The 22,147-nt window shown below is 40.8% G+C and carries 18 protein-coding genes and 1 riboswitch; of the genes, 7 read left to right on the forward strand and 11 right to left on the reverse strand.

Annotated elements, in window-relative coordinates; translation table 11 throughout:
- Window positions 1-139 precede the first annotated feature (139 nt).
- Both ACHSBP_RS10665 and ACHSBP_RS10670 read left to right on the forward strand, forming a co-directional pair.
- Complete coding sequence (locus ACHSBP_RS10665) at window positions 140-559, forward strand: nuclear transport factor 2 family protein (RefSeq protein WP_010559890.1); 420 nt, start codon at window positions 140-142, stop codon at window positions 557-559.
- A 366-nt stretch (window positions 560-925) separates the two neighbouring features.
- Complete coding sequence (locus ACHSBP_RS10670; RefSeq protein ID WP_010559891.1) at window positions 926-1,696, forward strand: hypothetical protein; 771 nt, start codon at window positions 926-928, stop codon at window positions 1,694-1,696.
- Window positions 1,697-2,071: 375 nt separating this feature from the next.
- Here ACHSBP_RS10670 and ACHSBP_RS10675 read toward each other — a convergent pair whose 3' ends face one another.
- The 5 genes from ACHSBP_RS10675 to ACHSBP_RS10695 form a co-directional block, all read right to left on the reverse strand.
- On the reverse strand, window positions 2,072-3,106 hold the full coding sequence (locus tag ACHSBP_RS10675; RefSeq protein ID WP_010559892.1) for a DUF2235 domain-containing protein: 1,035 nt from the start codon (window positions 3,104-3,106) through the stop codon (window positions 2,072-2,074).
- A gap of 48 nt (window positions 3,107-3,154) precedes the next feature.
- Window positions 3,155-3,787: a lysoplasmalogenase gene (locus tag ACHSBP_RS10680; protein WP_395388814.1), complete on the reverse strand. Its 633-nt coding sequence runs from the start codon at window positions 3,785-3,787 to the stop codon at window positions 3,155-3,157.
- Between the two features lie 122 nt (window positions 3,788-3,909).
- On the reverse strand, window positions 3,910-6,708 hold the full coding sequence (locus ACHSBP_RS10685; protein WP_395388816.1) for an ATPase: 2,799 nt from the start codon (window positions 6,706-6,708) through the stop codon (window positions 3,910-3,912).
- The gene (locus tag ACHSBP_RS10690; protein WP_038641964.1) at window positions 6,708-7,259 is read right to left on the reverse strand and encodes a hypothetical protein; all 552 of its coding nucleotides are present in this window, start codon (window positions 7,257-7,259) and stop codon (window positions 6,708-6,710) included. Before ACHSBP_RS10690 ends, ACHSBP_RS10685 begins: the two co-directional genes overlap by 1 nt.
- A 5-nt stretch (window positions 7,260-7,264) precedes the next feature.
- On the reverse strand, window positions 7,265-8,512 hold the full coding sequence (locus tag ACHSBP_RS10695) for a hypothetical protein (protein WP_395388818.1): 1,248 nt from the start codon (window positions 8,510-8,512) through the stop codon (window positions 7,265-7,267).
- Between the two features lie 194 nt (window positions 8,513-8,706).
- Here ACHSBP_RS10695 and nhaD point away from each other — a divergent pair, with 194 nt between their 5' ends.
- Entirely contained in the window at window positions 8,707-9,960 is a 1,254-nt protein-coding gene (gene nhaD, locus ACHSBP_RS10700; RefSeq protein ID WP_395388819.1) for a sodium:proton antiporter NhaD, read from the forward strand.
- 83 nt (window positions 9,961-10,043) lie between these two features.
- Window positions 10,044-10,217: riboswitch (Lysine riboswitch) on the forward strand.
- 130 nt (window positions 10,218-10,347) lie between these two features.
- A complete protein-coding gene (lysC, locus tag ACHSBP_RS10705) occupies window positions 10,348-11,634 on the forward strand; it encodes a lysine-sensitive aspartokinase 3 (RefSeq protein ID WP_395388976.1) in 1,287 nt (428 codons plus the stop codon).
- On the opposite strand, the gene ACHSBP_RS10710 is transcribed toward lysC, so the two are convergent.
- Window positions 11,584-12,369 (reverse strand): 4'-phosphopantetheinyl transferase family protein, encoded by a 786-nt coding sequence (locus ACHSBP_RS10710; protein ID WP_395388821.1) that lies wholly within the window; start codon window positions 12,367-12,369, stop codon window positions 11,584-11,586. The two genes, lysC and ACHSBP_RS10710, sit on opposite strands and share 51 nt — an antisense overlap.
- Window positions 12,370-12,475: 106 nt before the next feature.
- Between ACHSBP_RS10710 and ACHSBP_RS10715 the strand changes: the two genes are divergently transcribed.
- Complete coding sequence (locus ACHSBP_RS10715) at window positions 12,476-13,798, forward strand: sodium-dependent transporter (RefSeq protein ID WP_105171255.1); 1,323 nt, start codon at window positions 12,476-12,478, stop codon at window positions 13,796-13,798.
- A gap of 42 nt (window positions 13,799-13,840) precedes the next feature.
- Here ACHSBP_RS10715 and ACHSBP_RS10720 read toward each other — a convergent pair whose 3' ends face one another.
- A complete protein-coding gene (locus tag ACHSBP_RS10720; protein WP_010559901.1) occupies window positions 13,841-14,449 on the reverse strand; it encodes a MarC family protein in 609 nt (202 codons plus the stop codon).
- Window positions 14,450-14,758: 309 nt separating this feature from the next.
- Window positions 14,759-15,748: a 2-hydroxyacid dehydrogenase gene (locus tag ACHSBP_RS10725; protein WP_395388822.1), complete on the reverse strand. Its 990-nt coding sequence runs from the start codon at window positions 15,746-15,748 to the stop codon at window positions 14,759-14,761.
- A gap of 93 nt (window positions 15,749-15,841) precedes the next feature.
- On the opposite strand from ACHSBP_RS10725, the gene ACHSBP_RS10730 reads away from it, so the two are divergent.
- Window positions 15,842-16,726, forward strand: a complete 885-nt coding sequence (locus ACHSBP_RS10730) for an NAD(P)-dependent oxidoreductase (RefSeq protein WP_395388823.1) — start codon at window positions 15,842-15,844, stop codon at window positions 16,724-16,726.
- A 59-nt stretch (window positions 16,727-16,785) separates the two neighbouring features.
- Here the strand turns inward: ACHSBP_RS10730 and ACHSBP_RS10735 are convergent, their stop codons facing one another.
- From ACHSBP_RS10735 to sbcB, 3 genes are all read right to left on the reverse strand, one after another.
- A complete protein-coding gene (locus tag ACHSBP_RS10735; RefSeq protein WP_395388825.1) occupies window positions 16,786-18,753 on the reverse strand; it encodes a methyl-accepting chemotaxis protein in 1,968 nt (655 codons plus the stop codon).
- Window positions 18,754-18,892: 139 nt separating this feature from the next.
- Window positions 18,893-19,153: a Rho-binding antiterminator gene (locus ACHSBP_RS10740; RefSeq protein ID WP_010559905.1), complete on the reverse strand. Its 261-nt coding sequence runs from the start codon at window positions 19,151-19,153 to the stop codon at window positions 18,893-18,895.
- Window positions 19,154-19,161: 8 nt separating this feature from the next.
- The gene (gene sbcB / locus ACHSBP_RS10745) at window positions 19,162-20,601 is read right to left on the reverse strand and encodes an exodeoxyribonuclease I (RefSeq protein WP_395388826.1); all 1,440 of its coding nucleotides are present in this window, start codon (window positions 20,599-20,601) and stop codon (window positions 19,162-19,164) included.
- Between the two features lie 341 nt (window positions 20,602-20,942).
- Here sbcB and ACHSBP_RS10750 point away from each other — a divergent pair, with 341 nt between their 5' ends.
- Window positions 20,943-22,097 (forward strand): hypothetical protein, encoded by a 1,155-nt coding sequence (locus ACHSBP_RS10750; protein ID WP_395388827.1) that lies wholly within the window; start codon window positions 20,943-20,945, stop codon window positions 22,095-22,097.
- The last annotated feature ends 50 nt before the right edge of the window (window positions 22,098-22,147 follow it).

Here is a 22,147-nt window from a genome sequence, read left to right on the forward strand (position 1 = left end):
TTAAACATATGACTAGTAACGACTAATTGTTAATGATATAAATTGCTTCAGAATACAAATAGCCGAAGTTACGATAAAAGTAGAGTACTGCCTTCGGTAATTTGTTATACACAACGTTATTATGGATGAATTAATAAATATGGAAAAAAATGATTTAGTCGAGCTAGTAATTATGTATTTCGAGAAAGTAGATGGAGGAGACGTTAGTTATCTCGACTTATTTTCGGAGGATGTGGACTTTTTCTTTCCTAAATTTGGGCAGGCTAAAGGTAAAAATGCACTAGTAGAGTTTGGCAATCGCATTGGAAGCTCGTTAACGAGTATTTGGCACGATATTGACGGGTTTGAAATAACAACGGCAGGAAATAAAGTCATTGTTGAAGGGCAGGAAGGTGGTGTGATGAGTGATGGAACTGCTTGGCCTGACAATAAAATATCGATTGGCCGTTTTTGTAGTGTCTTTGAGTTCGAAGGAAAAAGAATAAGCCGAATGTATGTATATGTCGATCCTGATTTTCCAAGTCGAGATTTAGACAGAATTGCCGTGCTGTCAGAATAAACTTAGCTCGTATCACAAAGTTTAAGAAGGAAAGCTTCGCGTTATCAGTTCAAAATTCGATTCACGGGTTTGATATAAGAGAAAGGGGATAAGCAGTAGCCTTCAAAGTCGCAAATGAGCGAACAGTGGTCATTGGCCAAACTGACGTCAATAAGTATGTACACAACCAGCAACACTAATATGGCACGTAATGTAAAATTTTAATCGGCTCGATTATCTAAACTCAATTATAAATTGCTAGGGCAAAAACTACTGATAATCTACTGAAAATATTAAATAAAATTACTTATTAGTATGCAAGTTTTAGGCTGTGGATAACTTCCTTAAATCGAAATGAGCACTAATAAGCTGTTATGAGTATTAGGCATGGATAGTAAAAATAGAATTGACCCAAGTAAAATCAACAAGCCAATCCAACTTCTCGGGGCTTGGTTAGTTGGTCTAATACTTGTAAATGGAAGCTTTTTAACTACAGCGATTTCCCTTGATGAACCAATTTGGGGGCGAGGATTATTAGTTGTTGCATCTGTAATTAATGTTCCAGTATTTCTATTTGCTATTTTCCTTTTACAGACTAAGTTTCGACCCGAGATGCAAGAAGACTCCTATTATCATGATTATCTTCTTAGCAAGTCAGGAGATCCGAAAAGCAAATTAAAGATTCCTCAGGCCGTGACTTCAAAAAAAGAAGGCGAGGCGAAAGATATAGCCGAAAAACTCGAAATAGACTGGTCTTCTTATCAGGTTTTGATTAACCCAAACCTCGCCGACCATATTCGTATAAAAAACAACCTCGCTAAATTAGACATCCCTCTCTCAGGTGAGTTTGCACAAAGTTTAGCTGCGGAGTGGACTGCTCCTGCCATAATGTTCGGACGAGGGTTTCAGAAAGAACACATTCTTTCACTATTAAAAGCAATGGCTGGAACTTCAGTAAAATATGTTACTTACGGCGCAGACGATGACGAATTAGATCAATACAACAACATGATCCTTATTGGCCCAATTACTAAAGAGTACAAATCTCATGGTATGCCGCTAAGTGATTTTCTAGAAGCTGTTAATGCTGGTAGTTTAAGCGAAAAGCAGTTTTACTCAGACATTATAATTACTCACAATGACGGATATGATGAATAGAAAACTCATAACTAGGCGCTCAAGCAAGGACGCAGCAAAGCTGCGCCGCTTAGCTCGGCGTTTTTAGCGTTAGGTTCGGGCTCTTAGAATCCAGTAGCAATTGACATTAAAGTTCACTCCCTTTCCCCTTAATCAAACCTGAAAAGAATAATTGATGAGCAATTGCCAGCAAGGATGCTGGCAAAAGCATACCTGAGATAGGGAAATCGATTGTATGCTGTCTGCGTTCATTTCAATTTTTCTTTGAAGAATTTGTTTGATTTTGGGTCGGCTTTTTCTTGGTTCGTTCTTTTTGGCCGTTTAAAAAGAATGAACGAGGGCGCCATGGATGGCGCAAGATACCCGCATGGAAGCAAGCTTTGCTATATTCTTAAACTATAAAACTGAATATTCCCTCATTCCCTCTATCCCAAAAATCATTCCACTGCGTTCACCACTAGGTAATAGCAACTGAAATGGTTTATTGCGAAGGGCGATTGGGCGGTAATCGGCAATGTTAACAAAGCGTTCAACCACGCTGTAATGTACCAGCGGCATACAGTCTTCCATACAATCAACGCGCACTTGCCTTGGATTTAAGGTTTTTGATGACATAAAACCAGTGCGGGCTTTCTGGTGAAGTGGGGCATCAATTTGCGGGAAGATGGCGATATCGTCAGAGCCGATGGATACCTCGTTCTCACTAAGTTTTGAGTAATCGACTTGATGAAGTTCAAGCACTTGTAAACCAAAGCGCTTTGCCTCTTCAAGCATATAGCTTAGGCAAATATCGGCAAGACCATCGTGCCAAAAGCCGCCGCCAATATCTGCATGCACACCTGCAAACCACACTTCTTTTACATTAGCACCCGGTGCCATCAGTAGGGGTTGAAACGCAATTCGGCGTTCATCTATAGCAACTAAATGCACTGCCTGTTGAATTAGCGGGCTTACACTGTTGTTTTCAAAAACCACATCGCTTGCAGGCTGAGTGTGTGCGCTTAAATCAGGCATGCCAATAGACGCAACCGTGTCGTATACCCCTAAAAAAGTGATTTTTCGACCTTGCTCAGTGAGTTTGCTGGCAAAGCGCCTTGCAATTGCGGCGCCGCGGCTAAAACCAAAAATAAAAATCTGGTCATCACCTCTAAGGGTGAGGTAGTCATTGTAGGCTTGCTTGTAAATACTTTCTAAATCAGCGTATTCAGGTGCAAACATGGTATTGAATACTTGGCTTAACCAATTGCCGTAAGTACCTATGCCTGCGTAATAAAAACTTTTTTGCTGCTCAAAGGCGTGGCTTGTATTGATTAAATCACCACCGCAAAAAATATGGGTTTTTAAAATATTGCTGATGCTGCTGTTGTAAAATACATCATCCACATCACTGGGTTCGTTGCAGGTGCCATCGAAGCAAAATACGGCGTTCATTTAAAACAGTCCTTGTTAATACTCTTTATTCTAAAAACCCATTCAAGGCTAATTGGTTAAGCTAAGCGCAATCATACTTTGCGCAATGTAGTAGGTCGCTAAAATAGCAGGTTGGCTCCACGCATATTCTTTAACAAAACGGCGATACGCCAAAATTGAGTCCGACACCATAAAAAACAGCGCACCAACAAAGGCGTAAAGGCTCATGTAGTGCCACGATAGCTGGAAGAAGTTGTAGCTTGTAAGCACCATTAACGTCAGTGCCGTTGCATAGGCGTAAACCGGAATACGCAACTTTCCTAAATGTTTATTTAAAACGGCAATGAGTATGCCCGCATAGGTTAATAAAAAGAGCAGCAGCCAACCATTAAACTCAAAGCCTGTAGTGTCGGTAAAGGCAATCACATAGGCAACATGCGCGATAAAAAATGCGATAAGCCCTTGCAAAAAGTAGTCTTTTTTCAACATTAAAAAAATGTCGCCAATAAGTGAAAAGACTAATCCGCCAAATACCCAATAGTGAACAGGGGTAAAGGTGTTAGTTTGCATATACGCAAGGCAAATGATCAAAATGGTGGTTAACGGCTTAAAAATATAACAGAGTGCATCTTTTTTTAAGCTATCAAAGTAAATATGACTGTATGCCGAAATAAAAATAAAAGGCAGAAGTGTATTAAACATAATTAACGGTTTTACAACAAAATTGTGTCCAAAATACGCAAGAACTGCGAATAACTCAACAGTTTATAACAAAAAGCGGCACTTATTTTGTGCCGCTTTTAATTAATTTGCGCTGTGATGAATTAGCTTGCTACTAAGTCACTTTCAGTATCGCTTACTGCAATCCAGTCGTTTTCATCTACCCAGTTTTGTTTACCATCGCTTACCGTGCGAATAGGCACGATGTATTCACAGCTGACCTGCGGTTTAACTGAGGCAAATAGCGGCACGAAACCAAAACTGTACGCGGTTTCAATAATCGCTTGCTGGTTTTGCGGGTCGATATCAGCCGCTTCATCAATGTAGATAGGAATACGGTATTTGCTTTGTTCTTTATCTGCTAATAAGTAGCGAATAAATAACATGCCGCACAGTAGCTTAATGGTGATACGGGTACCGTTTGAACCAGCAGAATCGATTTTATCAAAGGTATCTTGCTCGCCTGCGCGGTTGACCACGACAAAGCGAATATCAAATAAATCACTTAAGGTTAAACCGCCATTGCCGGTGGCAAGCTCAATTAAGTGGTCTTTTGCGCGATTAATCTCTTTTTCGTCAAACACTTGTTGACTAAGTAAATCGAGCGTGTCGCCGTTATCGAGCTTATTTGAGGTAGCGATAATGGTATCAATACTTTCAATAAGCTGTTTGCGCGGCAGTACTTCGATTTTAAAGCTCTTTAAGTTTGAAATACGGTGCTGGCTAATGCCGCTATTAAAGCTGTTCATTTCACGGCGTAGACGATCTAAATCTTCGCGCAGCCCTTTAATGGTGGCAGCTACTTCGGTCAATGCCACGCGCGCTTGGCGTTCTACCGCTTGTTGCTCGTTATCAAGGTTATGATATGCATTAATCACTTTTTGATACTTTACGTATTCGTCGGTTTCGCCATCAAATTTTGTCAGGCCTGCGTTGTAAATATGCAGGTAGGTGTTTGATACGTTAACCGCAAAATTTCTAAGCTCATGACAGTCTTTGTTAAAGCCATGAATTAAATCGGCCAAGTTATCAAAATCAATGGTGATATCAATTGGGTAGGGCGTTGACTTACCTGAGTAAAAATCAAGAGTATGGTCAATACGTTCTGATTTCACTTGCGCTAAACGGGCACTTTGGCGCGCCAGCATATCGCGGTTAGCTTTAATAATTGAGCGTCTGTCGGCAATGGTGGCAACGGCGTTTTGCACTTCACTGAGTAACCCTTCTACCTCATCTTGCTCGCTTTCAAGCTGTGACAGTAATAATTCTTGCGCTTCAATTGAGGCAAGCATAGTGGTGTATTTAGCATACTGGCTAAGCGCGGCTTCGTGCGCCATGACTGTTTGGTAAAGGGTTTCTTTTTCTTGCTTTTTGCCTTCTAAATCAACAGCAACTTCTTTTTGTGCCAGTAATTCTTTCAACGATGTTTCAAACGCATTAATTTGTGCCTTAATGGTTTCTTTATCATCGCCCGATTGCATTTTAAGCGCGGTTAAGCCCTTTAATGGAATATCAATGCCCGGCAATTTGGCTACATTACCTTCTATTGAGCGGGAAATTAAATCAAGCAGTTCACTAAATGCCGTTTCATCATGAATGGTGATGTCGTTTTTACCAGACGTTGCCATGGTCATAATATCGTGATTAAGTAGGCACGAAATATCTTCCACTTCTTTCAGTGATAAGTCTTCGCGCATGCGAGTGAACAAGTTGTACTCAAGGTTTTTAAGCTGCTGTTTTAAGCTTTTAATTTGCTTGGTGGCATCTTTAATGCGGAAATCTAGGGTAACAAGTGATTGCCCTTCGGCGCTGGCAAGGGTATGCGAGAGCGCATCGTATTCTTTTTTTACTTGTGAAAGCTCGGCTTTTAACTGTGCTTCGTTAACTAGCTCAAATTCATTTTTAAGGGTTGAAAATTCACTAAACCAAGCATCAAGTTGGGTGCGTTTACGCTCAATCTCACGTAGTTGACCTACATACAGGCTTTGACGCTGTTCAAACTCGATTTTCTCGCTTTCAATGCCTTCAAGCTGTTCGGTGATTTCAATCAGTTTGTTGTCGTTAAAGTCGCTGTAATCAATTAAGGCTTTATCAATTTTTGGCGCAAAGGCCGCAAGTTTACCTTTTAGTGCACTTTGATGCTCTAACATGCTTTCAAGCGCAGTGATGGCTTCGCCGTTTTGCTCAAGCGCTTTTAATTCTATTTTTGCACGATTTACTTTTTCAAAGGCGCGTTGCCACACATCGTAAAAGTCCACCTTGGCATTTGACATATGACGCTCAAACACTTTTAACATAAAGCGTTTTACATCTTGCGCACCAAGCTTATGTAAGTTAAGAATTCGGCGGAAGATCTCTTTATAAATAGGTGCGTCATGGGCATGATTAAGCGGGATCATTTTAAGGTTAAGCACGCTATCAAATGGGGTTGCGCCGCCAGTTAGCAAGGCATTTAGCTCTTGTGCTTTAAGCTCATACGGAGCGTAACCTTTTTCACCTAACTCTTTAAATAGCTGAGTGTATTTCAAAATGCGTTTGTTTTGCGTGTAGTCGGCTAAATCTAATTTACCGTGGTAGCAAAAATACTGGTAACCATACCCTGCTACTTTACCAAGACCAGCTACACCAATAACTACTGGGCCATGGGGAAGCTCTGCTTCTAGTAGAATATACGATTGATCAGATGCAAAATAGAATTTACGGGTTTCGTCAAGGTCGTGTCCGTCCCATTCGGTTAAACGCAAATCGTTAATCAGTGGAAACTGTAATGCGTTGATAACTGAGCTTTTACCTGTGTTATTAGGCGCACAAATAGAGCTACTTTTATTGAGCGGGATCACGCATTTTGCATAACCTGCGGTATTTAATAGGGCAAGTTTAGTTAATCCATATAATTCATTCATTACACTTGCTCCTCGTCCATATGACTTTGAAAATTGCTAATGTCGTTTAGTGCATCTAAATAGCGGTGCGCAGAGGCAAGAATACGAAAACCCAGTTCAGTTTCGCGGGCAACACCGAGTCTTACCATACGTAAAAACACATCACGGCGCATATCGCTACCCGAAAAGATCTCTAGCTGATCAAATAAGTGCTTGTTGTTTTGCACTAAGGTCATCATCAGTTCAAGGTCGATATCGCTATCGAATAGGGCAACCAGCGGGTCTTTACCGAGGTTGGCGTAGTGCTCAATCAACACATAAATGGTAAGAGCAAATGAGCGCGAGATTTTACCCATATTTGGGGTGCCTTCATCCACTTGCAGGTAATAAAACCCGCGGGCATCGTGAACAAGGGTTTGGCCAAGTGCGGCAAAAAGCGCTTCATAGGCATCAAACTCTTGATCAAGTTGTTGAAATAGTTGGCTGTCTTGCTCGCAAATATGGTAGCCAGACACCAGTTTTTTATTGATTGCTTTAAGCTCTGAAAGCAATGATAAATCGATTTGAGACATATAAATTAATCCGATGAGACTGAACGTGCGAGATACGGCTTGAGCGTAAGCTGCTTATTACCGCTTTGAATGGTCACTTGCTCGCCGTGGGAAATAGCGAGCGTATTATCGCTTGCTAGTTTTTGGTAAAGGTATAATAACTCGTCAGTTTCTAGTTCATCATAGGTGGTGGTTAAGAAATCCATAATAGACGATTTTTTGCTGCGTTTAGCTTGCGTAAAGCGTTGTTTTACTTGATTGTAATCAGGAATATTAGGTGCAATGTATTGATTTACCGCACTCATATCCGGTAATTCGTATTCGTCGTGCTCAAATTCTGCAAGCTCAGCCATGTACGCAGTGATTTGGTTGTTAGAACCAAGCGATAATCGCTGCGCCTCTGAGCTGAAATATGGCATAAATTCGCCAAGGATTTTATCCACCCCTTGTTTACGAATAAGCGCAAGCACTTCTGAGGTTTGCTTGGTTAGCTGGGTATTGCGGCGCAGTTCTTCACGCAGTGGCAATAATACATCGGCACTTTTGGTAAGAGATTGCTGACCAATTAAATACATATCTAAAATACGGCTGCGCAATTGCTCTAGCTGGCGCTTTTCGTGTTTAAATTTGCCAAGGGTGGTGAAGTGAATAATCAAGTCACTCAGTGAGGCTTCAATTTGCTCAAAACACAGCTTAAATTCGCCGCCAATATCGACCATATTTAGCATTGGTTCAATGTATTCATCAAATGCTTCGATGACCGCTTTATAGCGTTTTGCCAGCGTTAAATTAGAGTCGTTAGATTTAGCTTGTTCAACAAGGTTAAAAATAGCGTTTTGATTATGTTGGAATAATTTAACAATTTTACGCACGCGCTCATCCATAATGCGGGCGTTTCGTTTAATTTCCATTTCATCGTCGTTAAAGCCAGCGTTAGATAAACGTTGGTTTAAGCGCGCCAAATCGTCAACGAGTACGTGAATCTCGCCAACGAGGCCAAGGCTTTCTTCTTGCAATAAAAACTGCGAAAAATCAGCAATTGCTCGGTTAATTTCGAGCTGCGACGATTTAGCTAAAGGTATGATGATCTCTAGCTGGATCAACTTGTTAATTTGCTTAAATACCGCCTCGGAAGAGAGTTTTGGTTCTAACTTTTTTAACAAGCTTTGGGCATCTTGGAAGCTAAAATCGCCAAAATCAAAGCGTTTAATTAAGGCTTCAATCAGTGACCAATTGTCTACCAAGGTTGCTAGAATTCTTTTAGGTGGGATCATATTTATCCACGTTAACTTGATATCTATCCAAAAAGTAAATTTTTTATAAAAAAAATGTGTAATTAGACTAAAACCGTAGTGGTTTTAGGTAATCTTCAGTGCTACACTTCGCGCCGCTCAACAGGCTTCTTATCGACCGCAGGTTGGGTGTTCGTTCAAATTTTTAACTCAACTCTACAGGTTAAAATAACAAGATGGTGTCAGGTGTTATTCTCGCGCTGATAATAATCGCATTCGTGCTGATTGTTATAGAGGATATTATCCATGTAAACAAAGCCAAAACAACGCTATTTTTTGGAACTTTGTGCTGGATTATTCTCTTTATTTCCCCTTTACATGGGCAAAGCCCAGAATCTGTTCAAAAAGAACTCGATCATAATATTTTAGAAATTGCGACCTTATGGTTGTTTTTGATGGCAGCGATGACCTTTGTTGCTTATTTAAACTCCAAAGGGTTTATTCAAAGCTTGGTGCATAGGGTATTGCCGAGTGAAATGAGCGAACGCAATTTAATGTATTTAATCGGTGCGTTTGCATTTTTCTTCTCGTCGATTTCTGACAACATCACGGCAACATTGATATCACTGGCGGTTGTGATGTCGTTAAAGCTTGATGCCAAAAAACTTATTAAGTATGCCACGCTTATTGTATTTGCAGTGAACTCGGGTGGGGTATCGCTTATCACCGGTGATGTAACTACTTTAATGATTTTCCTTGCAGATAAAGTCACCATAGCTAACTTGTTGTTACTTGTGGCTCCTGCTGCGTTATCGGTATTTATTTTAGCCGCGATGCTAAGTTTGGGCATGAAAGGCACCATTACGTTTGAAAAAGTCGAACTGCGCCGCATTGAAAAAACCGATATTACCATTGCCTGTATTTTTGTTTCGACCATCGTAGCGACGCTGATGTTTAGTGTGTGGTATCACATTCCGCCATTATTAACCTTCTTATTTGGTTTATCGCTAATGTTCTTAGTTGCGCAATTCTTAATGCGCAAAAAAGACGTGAATAAAAAGATTATCGATTACGTGCGTGAAATTGAGTACGACACCTTATTATTCTTTGTAGGTGTGTTACTACTTGTAGGTGCAATGAAAGAGATTGGTGTGTTGAATCAATTTACCCACCTTTATGAAGTACTTGCACCTGAATATGCAAACTACTTTATGGGTATTTTGTCAGCGGCCGTAGATAACGTACCGCTTACCGCAGCACTACTAAAAGCAGATATTGTAATGGATACACGTCAGTGGTTAACCTTTACCTATGCAACCGGTGTAGGCGGCTCAATGCTGATTATCGGTTCAGCAGCGGGCATTATTGCAATGAGCAAAATTAAGGAACTGACCTTTGTAAGTTACCTGCGCATGTTTATGTATTTGATGATTGCCTACACCATTGGTTATTCATCATCGTATTTAGTTGGTTGTTTATTTCTTAATTAGTGATTGACAGCTAGACGGCTAAACGGTAAATTTCAAAAGCTTTCTTTTTAGAAGGCTTTTGTTTGTGTGCTTATTAAGTATTCAAACACAGAAGAGGTGCATTAACCAGGTAGTAGATTCGAGGGCGCATTCCCGACGACGGTCTATCAGGGGGTTAACTGCCGAGGAGTGATCTGGATTTGTGGCCAGCTTGCTTCGGTTCTAGAAGTTGAATCTTCGGGACTGTCACCTGTAACAGGTGGAGAGCTTCTGGCAGAGACTATCCTGATGTAATCAATCACGTTCCTTGCCAAGTTCTCCTTATTAAGATTTAAAGGAGAGACCGTGTCTAATTCGAGTATTAATGTAGCAAAATTTGGTGGTACCAGTGTCGCAGACTATGACGCTATGGTGCGCTGCGCCGAAATTGTTATATCAAACCCAAGCACCCGTTTAGTTGCCGTAAGTGCAAGCTCTGGTGTTACCAATCATTTAGTAAGCCTTGCAAATGACGATTTAACGGACGTTGCGCGCCAAGAACATATTGACGCCGTGGTAGCTATTCAGCACAAAATTACTGAAAAACTCACATTAGATGACGACATTACCGAAGGTTTTTTAGCAACACTTGAAGCGTTTAAAACCTTTGCATTACAAAACGAATTTGATGACAAAGCAAGCGACGAGCTATTAAGTTTTGGTGAGCGTTTATCATCGTATTTATTTACCCAAGTTTTACGCAGCTTAGGCGCACAATCGCTGCGCTTTGACGTACGCGAAGTGCTAGCGACCAATTCACATTTTGGTAAAGCAGAACCGAATGTTGAACGCACTCGTGAATTAGCACAAGCAAACTTATTGCCGTTATTAAGCGAAAACATTGTAGTTACCCAAGGTTTTATTGGTGCAAATAGCCAAGGTGACACAACCACGCTTGGCCGTGGCGGTTCTGATTACAGTGCAGCATTATTGGCTGAAGCGGTTGACGCAAAAGCTGTTTACATTTGGACAGACGTAGTGGGTATTTTTAGTACAGATCCTCGTTTATGTGTAAAAGCGGCGCCGATTGCTAAACTGAGCTTTGATGAAGCGGCAGAAATGGCAACCTTTGGTGCCAAAGTGTTACACCCTGCAACTATTTTACCAGCAAGCCGCAGTGGCATTAGTGTGTTTGTTGGTTCAAGTAAAGCGCCAGAGCAAGGTGGTACATGGATTGAGAAAGAAAAGTCTGAGCAAGCCGGTATTCGCGCAGTAACCCAGCGTAAGAATCAGATTTTATTGACCCTTAAAAGCCCAGAGATGCTGCTTGCTAGCGGCTTTCTAGCACGCGTTTTCACTATTTTAGCGAAATACAATATTTCGGTAGATTTAGTTACTACCTCTGAAATCAGTGTTGCGTTAACGCTCGATAATGCGCCAAATGCATCACGCCCGGAGCTTGATCAAGCTTGTCTTGATGAGTTAAGCGAGTTTTGTCATGTAACGGTCGAGAATAATTTAACTCTGGTGGCATTAATCGGCTCTGAAATTCAATTACGTCACGGCGAAATTAATTTAATGGGTGTACTCAGTGATTTTAATATTCGTTTAATTTGCCATGGTGCAAGTAAGCACAACCTGTGTTTCTTAGTTGAGCAAACTGAATCAGATAACGTGGTGCAAGCGATTCATAGCCGTTTGCTCGAAGCCTGTTAAATCGGGTTTAAGGGAAACTTCAACAAGCGCTGGTGGCTGTTTAACAGTCATTGGCGTTGCCATACTAAAATCAAACCCATTAATTTGGCAGCTATAGGCTGCTAAATTATGTTTTGCATAACCGTGATATACATTAGGCGAAAGCAGCTGGGCAATTGGCATGGCAACAGCTTTAGCAAGGGCCTCTTTTAATGTCCAAATACGAAAAAAAGTATCGGACATAGGGTTTGCTGCTTCAATTGCTCGAATTTCATCTTGATGATAAAAGTGTTTGGCTAATTTTAAAAAAGGGCGCTTTTGCGACATAAACTCAAGGTCGATGCCCATACGCTCTGGATCATGTGCTAAATATACCGCAACCCAGCCTTTGGAATGACTTATCACCAGTGAAAGTGGCAGGGCGTTGTTTTGATACTTAATCACCAAACGTGCAGTGTGTTCATCAAAAAAGGTGGTGAGTTCAGCGGCTTCATACGCAAAGAACTGTTGCGCTAATTGCTTAATTAAATAACGCGAGGCTAAGTATTCGCGTTTAGCGCTTTCTAACTTACGCCTTTCTAAAATGCTAATTTCATGCGCAGATAATAAACTTGTGATGTTTATTTGGTCGAAATTAAGGGCTTGGCTATTGGCTATAACTAAATTAATTGGTGACTTAGGGCTTAGCACGCTAAAATGCGCGCGCTCAGGCGAGATGCCTGTGATTGGTGGTTTTTTGTTGTTAATCGTTTCCATACCCGATAGATTAGTCTTTTAGCCAAGCGCAGTTTTACAATTTGCTGCAGTATATCTTGCTTGGTTACGTAAGTCGTGGTGTAGATAATAAAAATAAGAGTTCAATATGGCACAAATTAGAGATGGCTTTCAAAGTCGCTTAGGTTTTGTATTAGCGGCGGCAGGCGCCGCGGTCGGCTTAGGTAATATTTGGGGCTTCCCAACACAAGCGGCAAACCACGGTGGTGGTGCATTTTTGTTGGTTTACTTTATTGTAATTTTTTTACTGGCGTTACCTGCGCTTTTTACTGAACTCTATATTGGCCATAGTGCACAAGCGAACCCCGTAAAGGCGTTGGCTGAAGCGTGCCAATCTACCAGCAAGAAAATGGGCGCGGCAGCAGGTTATATTGGCCTTGGCGGCGCCATTGTTATGCTCAGCTTTTACAGCATTGTTGCTGGCTGGATGCTGGCATTTGCACTTGAACCAATCGCCACATTCTTTGGCCTTACCGACATTGCAAACTTCTTAAAATCAGATTCAATATTGCGCAACTTTATTTTTACGCCGCTGATGCTGATATTAACCGCCAGTATTATTTTAAAAGGGGTTAAGTCGGGTATTGAGGTGTGGTCGCGCCGATTAATGCCGGTTTTATTGGTGTTACTGCTTACGTTAATTGCCTATATTGCGACGTTAGATGGCGCAAGCGAAGGGTTTAATGCTTATTTAGTGCCTGATTTTAGTAAAGTCACTGATCCAGATTTAATTATTGCAGCAATGGGGCAAGCGTTCTTCTCGTTATCGCTGGGTGTTGGCTGCATGATGATTTACGGCTCGTATCTAAAACGTGATGCAAACGTTGCAAAAATGTCGATTTCGGTTGCCATGCTTGATACCAGCGTTGCGTTTTTAGCGGGCTTGTTGATTATTCCTGCACTTTATGTGGCACAAGCGCAGGGTGTTGAGATTATGCAAGGTGGTAAGTTGATTGGTGAAGGGCAATTAATTTTCGCTGTGTTACCTCAGCTGTTTGCTACCTTAGGTGCCTTTGGTTTAGTGGTGGCGTTTGTCTTTTTTGTATTAATGTCGATTGCATCGCTAACGTCAACAATTTCATCGACAGAAATTCCAGTATCGTTTTTAGTCGAAAACCATGGTTTTGATAGAAAACCCGCAACTTGGCTGGTAACGGTTATTGTGGGTATTTGTTCAAGTGTGATTATCGTTAACTTTGAATGGTTGTTTGGCTTAGTGATCACCGTATTTACCCAATATCAATTACCATTAATGGGGTTATTCTACTTTGTGGTTGTGGGGTGGCTTTGGAAGCGCGGTAACAAACTGCACGAATCAAACAAACTTGGTTATAAAGTGCTAGCAAATTATATTCGCTTTATTTGCCCAATCTTAATGTTAGCGGTGTTTGCTAACGTGGCATTTAAGTAATAGGTTATTGGTACAAAAAAGCGCGTTTTAAACGCGCTTTTTTTATAAGTTAAAATAGCTTTTAAAGCCGGTGAGTACGTTTGTGATTGCAACCGCTGTTAAAATTAAACCCATTACTTTACTAATAACGATAGCGCCCGCATTACCAATAAGTTTTTGAATTTTGCCTGCCATTAGCATTAATAAAAATGCTAAAAACACTACAGCTATCATTACGCCAGCAACTTGCGCTTGTTGCCACAAATCAACGCGGGCATTTTCGGTTGCAAGTACTGCCGCAAGCATAGCACCAGGCCCTGCAATAGAGGGCACGGCTAACGGGAAGATGGCAGTTTCATGATACTGCTTTACCAAGCGTACTTCTTCTTCAGGTTTACTTTCACCAAAAATCATCGAAAGCGCAAACAAAAACAGCACAATGCCGCCAGCGATTTGAAACGCCGATAAGGGGATTGCCATGGCGCTTAAAATGTACTCTCCGGCAATTACAAAAAATAGCAGGATCAGAGCGGAAACCAGTCCGGAAAGCATTGCAATTTTGCGTTTTGCTTTGGCGTCGAAACCGCGTGTCACAGCAATAAATACAGGTACTGTGCCAATGGGGTCGATAACCGCAAAAAACAAAATAAAGGTTGCTGCAAAGTCAATCATATAAAAATTTACCTTTTAATTTGACGTATTCAGGGTGAAAGCACGTATGTTGTTACATAGTGTATAACTTAATATTGTGCTTTTTATGTGTGAAAGGCGATTGAAAAATCACACAAAGCTTTATTAATTAAACGACCATTGTTGCGAGCCAAATGTTTTATTAATGGTAGCGTTATTCGACTGTGAACTGTAACCATTTAATGAATGTAATTGGCATTATAAGCACGCAATTATATCGGGTAATTGTATTTAAAACTGTAATTATGTGTACTGCTATTACCCGCTACTTTGCGTGTTCATCACCACAGGTTAGCTTACTTCATTCTCAAGTGGTTGCTGCAAACGAAACGCTGAAATATTGTCAAGTGTGGTCGCCACAATTTCGCTCATTGCTTCTTGGGTGAAAAAACCTTGGTGGCCAGTGATCAGCACATTGGGAAAGGTGAGTAGACGCTGAAATACATCGTCATCGATAATTTCACAGCTCATATCCTTAAAAAATAGTTCTGACTCTTGCTCATATACATCAAGCGCTAAATAACCTAATTTGCGCGATTTAAGTGCGCGAATACACGCAGCAGTATCAATTAACGCACCGCGGCTAGTGTTTACAAGCATTACGCCCGGTTTCATTTGCTCAAGCGCCTGCTCATTGATGATGTGCAAAGTGTCGTTGGTAAGCGGGCAGTGCAGGGCAATTATATCGGATTGCTGGTAGAGGGTTTCTAGGCTAACTGGCTTAGCTAGCTCACTTTCGGCAAATGGATCAAAATAGATCACGTTTGCACCAAATCCATTTAAAATTTTAACAAAAGCGCTGCCAATTTTACCAAGGCCAATCACACCAACCGTTTTGTTATGCAGATTAAAACCAAGTAAGCCATTTAAATCAAAGTTGTTTTCTTTAACGCGGTTATATGCTTTATGGGTTTTACGAGAAAGCGTAAGAATAAGTGCTAAGCAATGCTCAGCAACCGCTTCAGGGCTGTACGCAGGCACCCGCACCACGGCGATTTTGCACTGATTTGCGGCTGGAATATCCACGTTATTAAAACCTGCGCAGCGCAGGGCAATGAGTTTTATGCCAATTTCGTTTAAGGCGTTAATCACTGTTTCATTGAGCGTATCATTAACAAAGCAACATACCGCATCAAACCCCTCGGCAAGTTTTACTGAGATTTCGTTAAGTGGCTGCGTAAAATATTCAGCTGTTATATCGTTTGGCAATTGGCTGTCAAATGCGCTGATATCGTACTTTTGCGCGCTAAAAAACGCGATGCGAAATGGTGCTGTAGTCATATAGATATCCTTGGCGAAATGTAGGCCTATAATTCAATGTGTTAAATGATTATACTCAATCGCAGTTTTGTAAAGATTAAAAGTGAGTAAGTTATGTCGTTAAAAGTTGCGTTTATTGGCCTAGGTGTAATGGGTTACCCAATGGCGGGTCATCTTAAAAATGCAGGCTATGAAACATGTGTTTATAACCGCACCACAGCAAAAGCGCAAAAGTGGGCTAATGAATATTTGGGTCGCTTTGCCGAAACGCCAAAAGCAGCGTCTGAAAACGCTGACTTTGTGTTTATTTGCGTTGGCAACGACGATGACTTACGACAAGTGGTGAAAGGTGAAGATGGCATACTTGCTGGATTAAAACCGGGCGCTGTTATTGTGGACCACACTACAACTTCGGCTGAAGTTGCAAAGGAGCTAGCCAAACTTGCAAAAGCACAGGGCAATGACTTTATTGATGCACCTGTTTCTGGTGGGCAAGCTGGGGCTGAAAATGGTGTATTAACCGTAATGTGTGGCGGTGATGACGCGGTGTTTGAAAAAGCACAGCCGGTTATGGCGGCATTTTCACAGTTTAGCCAATTACTGGGGCCGGTTGGTTCAGGCCAACTTTGCAAAATGGTAAATCAGATTTGTATCGCGGGTTTAGTACAAGGACTTGCTGAAGGCATGCACTTTGCGATGAATGCAGGGCTTGATGGCGAAAAAGTGGTTGAGACCATTGCCAAAGGCGCTGCGAGTTCATGGCAAATGGAAAATCGTCATAAAACTATGCTTAAGGGCGAGTATGAGTTTGGTTTTGCCGTTGATTGGATGCGCAAAGATTTAGGAATTGCGCTAGATGAAGCACGTAAAAATGGCTCACAGCTACCAGTAACAGCAATTGTTGACCAGTTTTACAGTGAAGTTCAAAACTTGGGTGGCGGACGCTATGATACCTCGAGCTTATTAGCGCGTTTAGAAGCAAGTAAAGGCAAAAACTAATCGCACATAAAACGCCGCTAATTGTTGCAAAGTAGTGGCGTTTTCAGTTAACTCGCGGCTTAGGCTGTTTTATAGTGAGTAATTGAGCTTTTTAGTTGTTGATTTGATTGTGTAAGCCCTTCAATCAATTCATTTAATTGCTCCATATCGCTGGTAATGGAATTAGACTCTTCACTAATAACACTCACTTGTTGGGTAATATGAGATGCGGCTTCCGATTGCTCTTCTGTTGACACTGATACTGATTTTAAGCGTGCCTGAATATTACTGATTTGATTATAAAGTGTGTTTATATTTTCAAGTGATGAGTTACTGTTAGTTGAGGTGAATTTGCTCGACTCGTGTATATTTTCCATTAAACTTTTTAATTCTTCTGCGTCATTTTTCACCAGTTCCAACACACCACTGATTTCGCTTGTGGCATCTTTAGAGCGAATAGCAAGTTGTCTGACTTCGTCGGCAACGACCGCAAAGCCTCGACCTTGTTCACCAGCGCGGGCGGCTTCAATTGCGGCATTTAGCGCTAATAAATTGGTTTGCTCAGCAATACTATTAATACTTTCTAATATCGATACGATTGATTGACTTTTATGGTGCAAGCTTTCGGTGGAGTTAAATGCGTTTTCATTTAACTCGATTAGGGTATCGAGCGAGCCTTTTGATTGCTCTGTGATGGAGCGGGTATGCTTTGACACATCGTCAAGCTGTGAGGTGCTATCCATCGACTCGTTCATCTCATTTTTAATACCTAGCGTGGTTTGAAAAAGCTGCTCAGTTGAGCTGGCGATATTCTGCAGTGCGCCATCATTTTTAACAATCTGATCAATAACATGGCGACTGACATCAGATATTTTGTCAATGCTGCCACTCATAATATGCAGAGCGTTTGATAAGTGACCAACCAAATCCTTTTGTGAATTGAGCAACTTATCAATATCTCGACTAATGGAACCGAGTTCGTCATGAGATTGATCGTTTAATCGAATGGTTAAATCGCCAGAATCCGACACATACGATAAGGTTTCTTTAATATGGTTTATTTTTGACGTAAGGCCTTTTATTACGCGAATATTTGCCCATACGATGACACTGGCAATCACTAATAATGCCACAAGTTTGCCAGTTAAACCTTGGTAATAGCCGTTAATCGTTGCATGCTTTTGCGTATTTATCTGAGTGGTAAATTCAGTAGCGCGTTGTTTAATTTGATTAATATATTGGGTCGTTGTGGCAAACCATGCGCTTGCTTCTGGCCATGAACTTGTTGGTTTTTGATTTAAAAAGACATCATTAATGGTGTTATTAATATAGTCGTTATATTTGGCAATACTGGGATCTTCGAAAAAACGCGATTGCTCTGAGCTATCCGACAGCAGCAATTTAAAACGTCGAATATTGGCGATGTAACTTGATACCTCTTGCGCTTGTGTTGAATTGAATTTTTTTGCCGATAAAATTCCGTTGAGTTTTCCCCTTACTTGCCCTAAATGCTCTTTTAGGTGTGAATAAAAGTAAACCTGCATAAACTGCGCACGAGTTTGTGAATCATCAATTGAAACAGTAATGGCTTTTACTAAATCAAGGGCCATTAAATTAACTTCTGAGTAAAAATTAAAGGCCTCTTTACCGTTTCGGTTATCTACTTGTTGGCGAATAGCTGTGCGGTTAGCAATGTAGTTTTCAAGCCGTGCTCTCAATAGTATTGCTTCACCAGAGAGGGTGTTCATATCGGCATTTTTTAGCGCTTGCAATGCGTTGTCGGCTTTTTTGCGTTGCGCTGTTACTTTCGTAAACTGACTTGCTGCGCCACCGGCAATAAAGCCCGCTGACAGGCCTCTTTCTACTGCAAAGTTATGCGCAACGTTGTCGGCTTTAAGAGCCAATTCAAGCAGTAATTGATCGCCTTTTGCACTGTCTATGTTGTCTATATCTTCCTGGATAGAAAAACCTATGAGTAAAAAAATAAACAAACATGAAACAACGGATATTGCGATAATGGCTTTTTTGAAAGAAAGGTTGTCTAACATGCGCACTTCCTTGTTGATAAACGATATGCAGGCATATTAAATTTAGAACAAGTTGTCTATTTTTCAAGCAGCTAACGGTTGTTTTTATTAGCAAGTTAAAGGCGTGATCGAAACCAAAAAAATAGCATGAAAGTAGCGACTATATTAATGAAACACTGAAGTTATGGTGTTCTATGGCGTTATTGCAGGCACTCAAGATGGCGACATCGGTGAGATTAATGTTTACTAGGGTTTGGTCGCTTTGCATAAGAGAGAGAAATTCAGTGCCATTTTCATGAATAAGTGCTTTTGCGATGCCACTGAATTGTTGTTTATTTTTTAGCGATACAACTACTTCGCTATTGCGCATACACACAATTTCAAAGTAGTCGTATAAGCTGCATGAAATACGCTTAGCCATTTGTTTTGCTACAAGCTTTGAGCGTAATGGTACAAGGCTTTTAATATTGCCATTTTTTTCTCATCGCTTTCATGTTCGTGCGCTAAATTCTCTAGGCTTAACATAAACTCATTGGCATCAATTGACGGGTTATCTTCGCCATGCATGAGTTTGCCTTGGCAGTATTTTCGCCACTTTTCAAGCTCTTGGTGACTTAAGCTTTCTGGCCAGTTGCGGGCGCGATAGCGAAACAGTAATTCGCTGTATTTTGCATCGTCAAATTCAAGTTGTAAACCGGCGAGTTGGCTTGGCCCTGTGGTGCGGATAATATCAAATTTCGATTTGTCGCCACTTGATGCAAAACCCTGGTAAAGTGCGTAGTCCGGATTTGTGATAGGGGTTAAATGACTGTCGTCGTTAAATACTTCAACTACTTTTTCACGTAATTCTGGGTGGGCGCGCAGCAACTTAAGGTTTGCCAAACACGCTTCTCTATCTATGCCTAACCGCTCTGCGTTTTCTGGTAACAGGGTTTTTGCCGGTGCGATAAATGGGCATTTATTAACGTGAACTTGCTTTAATCCAATAGGAAGTTGCTCATCTGTGAGGTTTTCACGTTTTGTATAAAGACGCTCTCGAATTTCCTCAACACTCAATTCAATTAAAGGCGTTGGATCAAGTGCTAAATTAAAACAGATAACTGCATTTTTATTTTGGTGATGAAACGCCATTGGTGCAATCCAGGTTGTGCATCCTTGGCTTGCTGGTATTTTTGAAGACACATGTACCAGTGGCGTCATATTAAATACATCTACTAAATCCTGCGCAGCTTTTTTAAAGCGCAAATTAAAATAGTAGTGGTACATTTTTGGCTGTTTGTCTTTGATGAGTTTTGCTAGCGCAATGGTAGCAGTTACATCGCTTAATGCATCGTGGGCGTTGCCGTGGTCAATACCGTTTGCTGCGGTTAAATCTTCGAGTTTAAAGCTTGGCGTACCATCTTCTTTTTCGGGCCAGTTAATGCCTTCGGGTCTTAGTGCATAGGTTGCTCGCACTAAGTCAATAATGTCCCAGCGGCTATTTCCGTTTTGCCATTCTCTTGCGTATGGGTCGTAAAAATTACGATAAAAAGTATAACGCGATACTTCATCATCAAAACGAATGCTGTTGTAGCCTGCAACACAGGTTTGCTCTTTGGCAAATTCCACATGAATCTTGTTAATAAACTCTGCCTCACATAGGCCGTGTTTCATTGCGTGCTGTGGTGTAATACCTGTCACTAGCGCCGCCATAGGGTGGGGCAAATAATCGGCCTGTGGTTTACAGTAAATGACCAGTGGTTCACCAATGATATTAAGATCAAAATCGGTTCGAATACCCGCAAATTGGCTTGGCCTATCTTTTTGTGGGGTTGCTCCCCAAGTTTCATAATCGTGCCAGTAAATTGTGGGTTGGTCTTGGTTATTCATAAAAAGCGTATTTCATTTGATTTGAAAAGTGTGTGAATTGACACAATGTCTCAATATAGCGCGAAGAATGCACCTTTAAAAAAGGTGGCTTATCACAAAGTAATTTTGGACTTTTCAAAGATATTTATTTAGCGTAATCATAGCATTTAACAGCGCTAATGTCCTTTGTTGTAACAAAGTAAATTTTAAATCTATCACGCTTCTTATGTGAGGTTTTAGTTAAATGTAAAAGCATAAAAACACTGAATCACAACTAGGTCACATTTTCCCACAGTTACTTACTTAACCTTGCACGTCGAGCTGCATATCATTATGTTTTTCTTGAAGAAAAGGAAGGATAGATGAAAAAGTTTGGGTTGGTAACATGTATGCTGGCAACTATCGCTGGTTGTAACAATGAAAGTAGTAATAATGGCGATAAGCCGCCAACTACTTCAGGGACGGCAAGTAAAATTGATGAGACGTTTTTTCATCAAATTAAAAATGCAGGGCAGCATCAATCACCATGGCAAGGTTATCAATTTGATAAAGTGGGGATGTACTTAATTCATGCTGAGAATAAGCAAGTTAAAAATGCCTATATTGTCAATGCAAAAGAAACTATCCAAGATGCTGTTGCATTAGATAATGATTATGGTATTGACGTTAAACAGTTGAATGATATGAGTGTTACCGCTCATGACAAACTCCTCGAAGGTAATGGTCTTTTTGACTTTACTTATAAAATAAAAAATCATAACTATTACTTACAAAGCTACGATGAGCGCTCAGTAAATATTGAAGATCAGCTCACAACGGCCAGTATTGCACTGGCATACCATGAAGCGTTTCATATTTATCAACACGAGGCGTTTAAACAGCCTGAAGGTTATCAGCAACTTGATTTCGATTTATTTGATAAATATCCACTGGACGAGCAAATGCTGACGTTAAAAGTGGTGATGTTGGCGCTTTTTTCAGACTTACCAAACAAAACGCTTACCAGTGAACAAACGTTAACGTTAATCAAGAAATACACGGTATTAGTAGATGAAATGTTACGCATTGATGCGTCACGCAATGGTGGAGAGACAACTGGATGGATTTATAAACATGCTCTTGGACAAGAGCTGTACGAGGGTAGTGCTTTATTTGTTGATACTATGATGTCGCGCGAAGTTATTGAATCTCATGAAGATAAAGCATTTACGATGTTTGATCCGCTAAAACTTGATCAAGAGCAGCATGGTATTACGCAAATCAGCTCAAAAAGTGATAAGGAGCAGTTTTTTGCGTTTAACATGTTTTACGAATCGGGGGCTTCAATTATTTGGTTATTGCATCAATACGGCGTCGATCTTAAACAGCTAGAGAATGGTCGTTATCCGTACTCAATAGCGAAAGAGATAGCAAATATCAGCGAGTTAGATAGTTATTATTTATTACGAGATTTGAAACAAACCGCGCTTTGGCAACAAGCAGCGCAAAGTGCTAAACGTTATGGCAAATTTAATTAGATAGTCAGGTGAAGCATTGCTAATCACACTTGCTGTTAATGAGTAGCTGT

The sequence above is a fragment of the Pseudoalteromonas sp. XMcav1-K genome (assembly GCF_044005875.1).
GTDB classification, from domain to species: Bacteria; Pseudomonadota; Gammaproteobacteria; order Enterobacterales; family Alteromonadaceae; genus Pseudoalteromonas; species Pseudoalteromonas spongiae.

Excerpts from the sequence above, each read along its gene's own strand:
- ACHSBP_RS10665 (WP_010559890.1), top strand. The coding sequence starts at position 140 with ATGGAAAAAAATGATTTAGTCGAGCTAGTAATTATGTATTTCGAGAAA.
- ACHSBP_RS10670 (WP_010559891.1), top strand. The coding sequence starts at position 926 with ATGGATAGTAAAAATAGAATTGACCCAAGTAAAATCAACAAGCCAATC.
- ACHSBP_RS10675 (WP_010559892.1), bottom strand. The coding sequence starts at position 3,106 with ATGAACGCCGTATTTTGCTTCGATGGCACCTGCAACGAACCCAGTGAT.
- ACHSBP_RS10680 (WP_395388814.1), bottom strand. The coding sequence starts at position 3,787 with ATGTTTAATACACTTCTGCCTTTTATTTTTATTTCGGCATACAGTCAT.
- ACHSBP_RS10685 (WP_395388816.1), bottom strand. The coding sequence starts at position 6,708 with ATGAATGAATTATATGGATTAACTAAACTTGCCCTATTAAATACCGCA.
- ACHSBP_RS10690 (WP_038641964.1), bottom strand. The coding sequence starts at position 7,259 with ATGTCTCAAATCGATTTATCATTGCTTTCAGAGCTTAAAGCAATCAAT.
- ACHSBP_RS10695 (WP_395388818.1), bottom strand. The coding sequence starts at position 8,512 with ATGATCCCACCTAAAAGAATTCTAGCAACCTTGGTAGACAATTGGTCA.
- nhaD (WP_395388819.1), top strand. The coding sequence starts at position 8,707 with ATGGTGTCAGGTGTTATTCTCGCGCTGATAATAATCGCATTCGTGCTG.
- lysC (WP_395388976.1), top strand. The coding sequence starts at position 10,348 with ATGGTGCGCTGCGCCGAAATTGTTATATCAAACCCAAGCACCCGTTTA.
- ACHSBP_RS10710 (WP_395388821.1), bottom strand. The coding sequence starts at position 12,369 with ATGGAAACGATTAACAACAAAAAACCACCAATCACAGGCATCTCGCCT.
- ACHSBP_RS10715 (WP_105171255.1), top strand. The coding sequence starts at position 12,476 with ATGGCACAAATTAGAGATGGCTTTCAAAGTCGCTTAGGTTTTGTATTA.
- ACHSBP_RS10720 (WP_010559901.1), bottom strand. The coding sequence starts at position 14,449 with ATGATTGACTTTGCAGCAACCTTTATTTTGTTTTTTGCGGTTATCGAC.
- ACHSBP_RS10725 (WP_395388822.1), bottom strand. The coding sequence starts at position 15,748 with ATGACTACAGCACCATTTCGCATCGCGTTTTTTAGCGCGCAAAAGTAC.
- ACHSBP_RS10730 (WP_395388823.1), top strand. The coding sequence starts at position 15,842 with ATGTCGTTAAAAGTTGCGTTTATTGGCCTAGGTGTAATGGGTTACCCA.
- ACHSBP_RS10735 (WP_395388825.1), bottom strand. The coding sequence starts at position 18,753 with ATGTTAGACAACCTTTCTTTCAAAAAAGCCATTATCGCAATATCCGTT.
- ACHSBP_RS10740 (WP_010559905.1), bottom strand. The coding sequence starts at position 19,153 with ATGGCTAAGCGTATTTCATGCAGCTTATACGACTACTTTGAAATTGTG.
- sbcB (WP_395388826.1), bottom strand. The coding sequence starts at position 20,601 with ATGAATAACCAAGACCAACCCACAATTTACTGGCACGATTATGAAACT.
- ACHSBP_RS10750 (WP_395388827.1), top strand. The coding sequence starts at position 20,943 with ATGAAAAAGTTTGGGTTGGTAACATGTATGCTGGCAACTATCGCTGGT.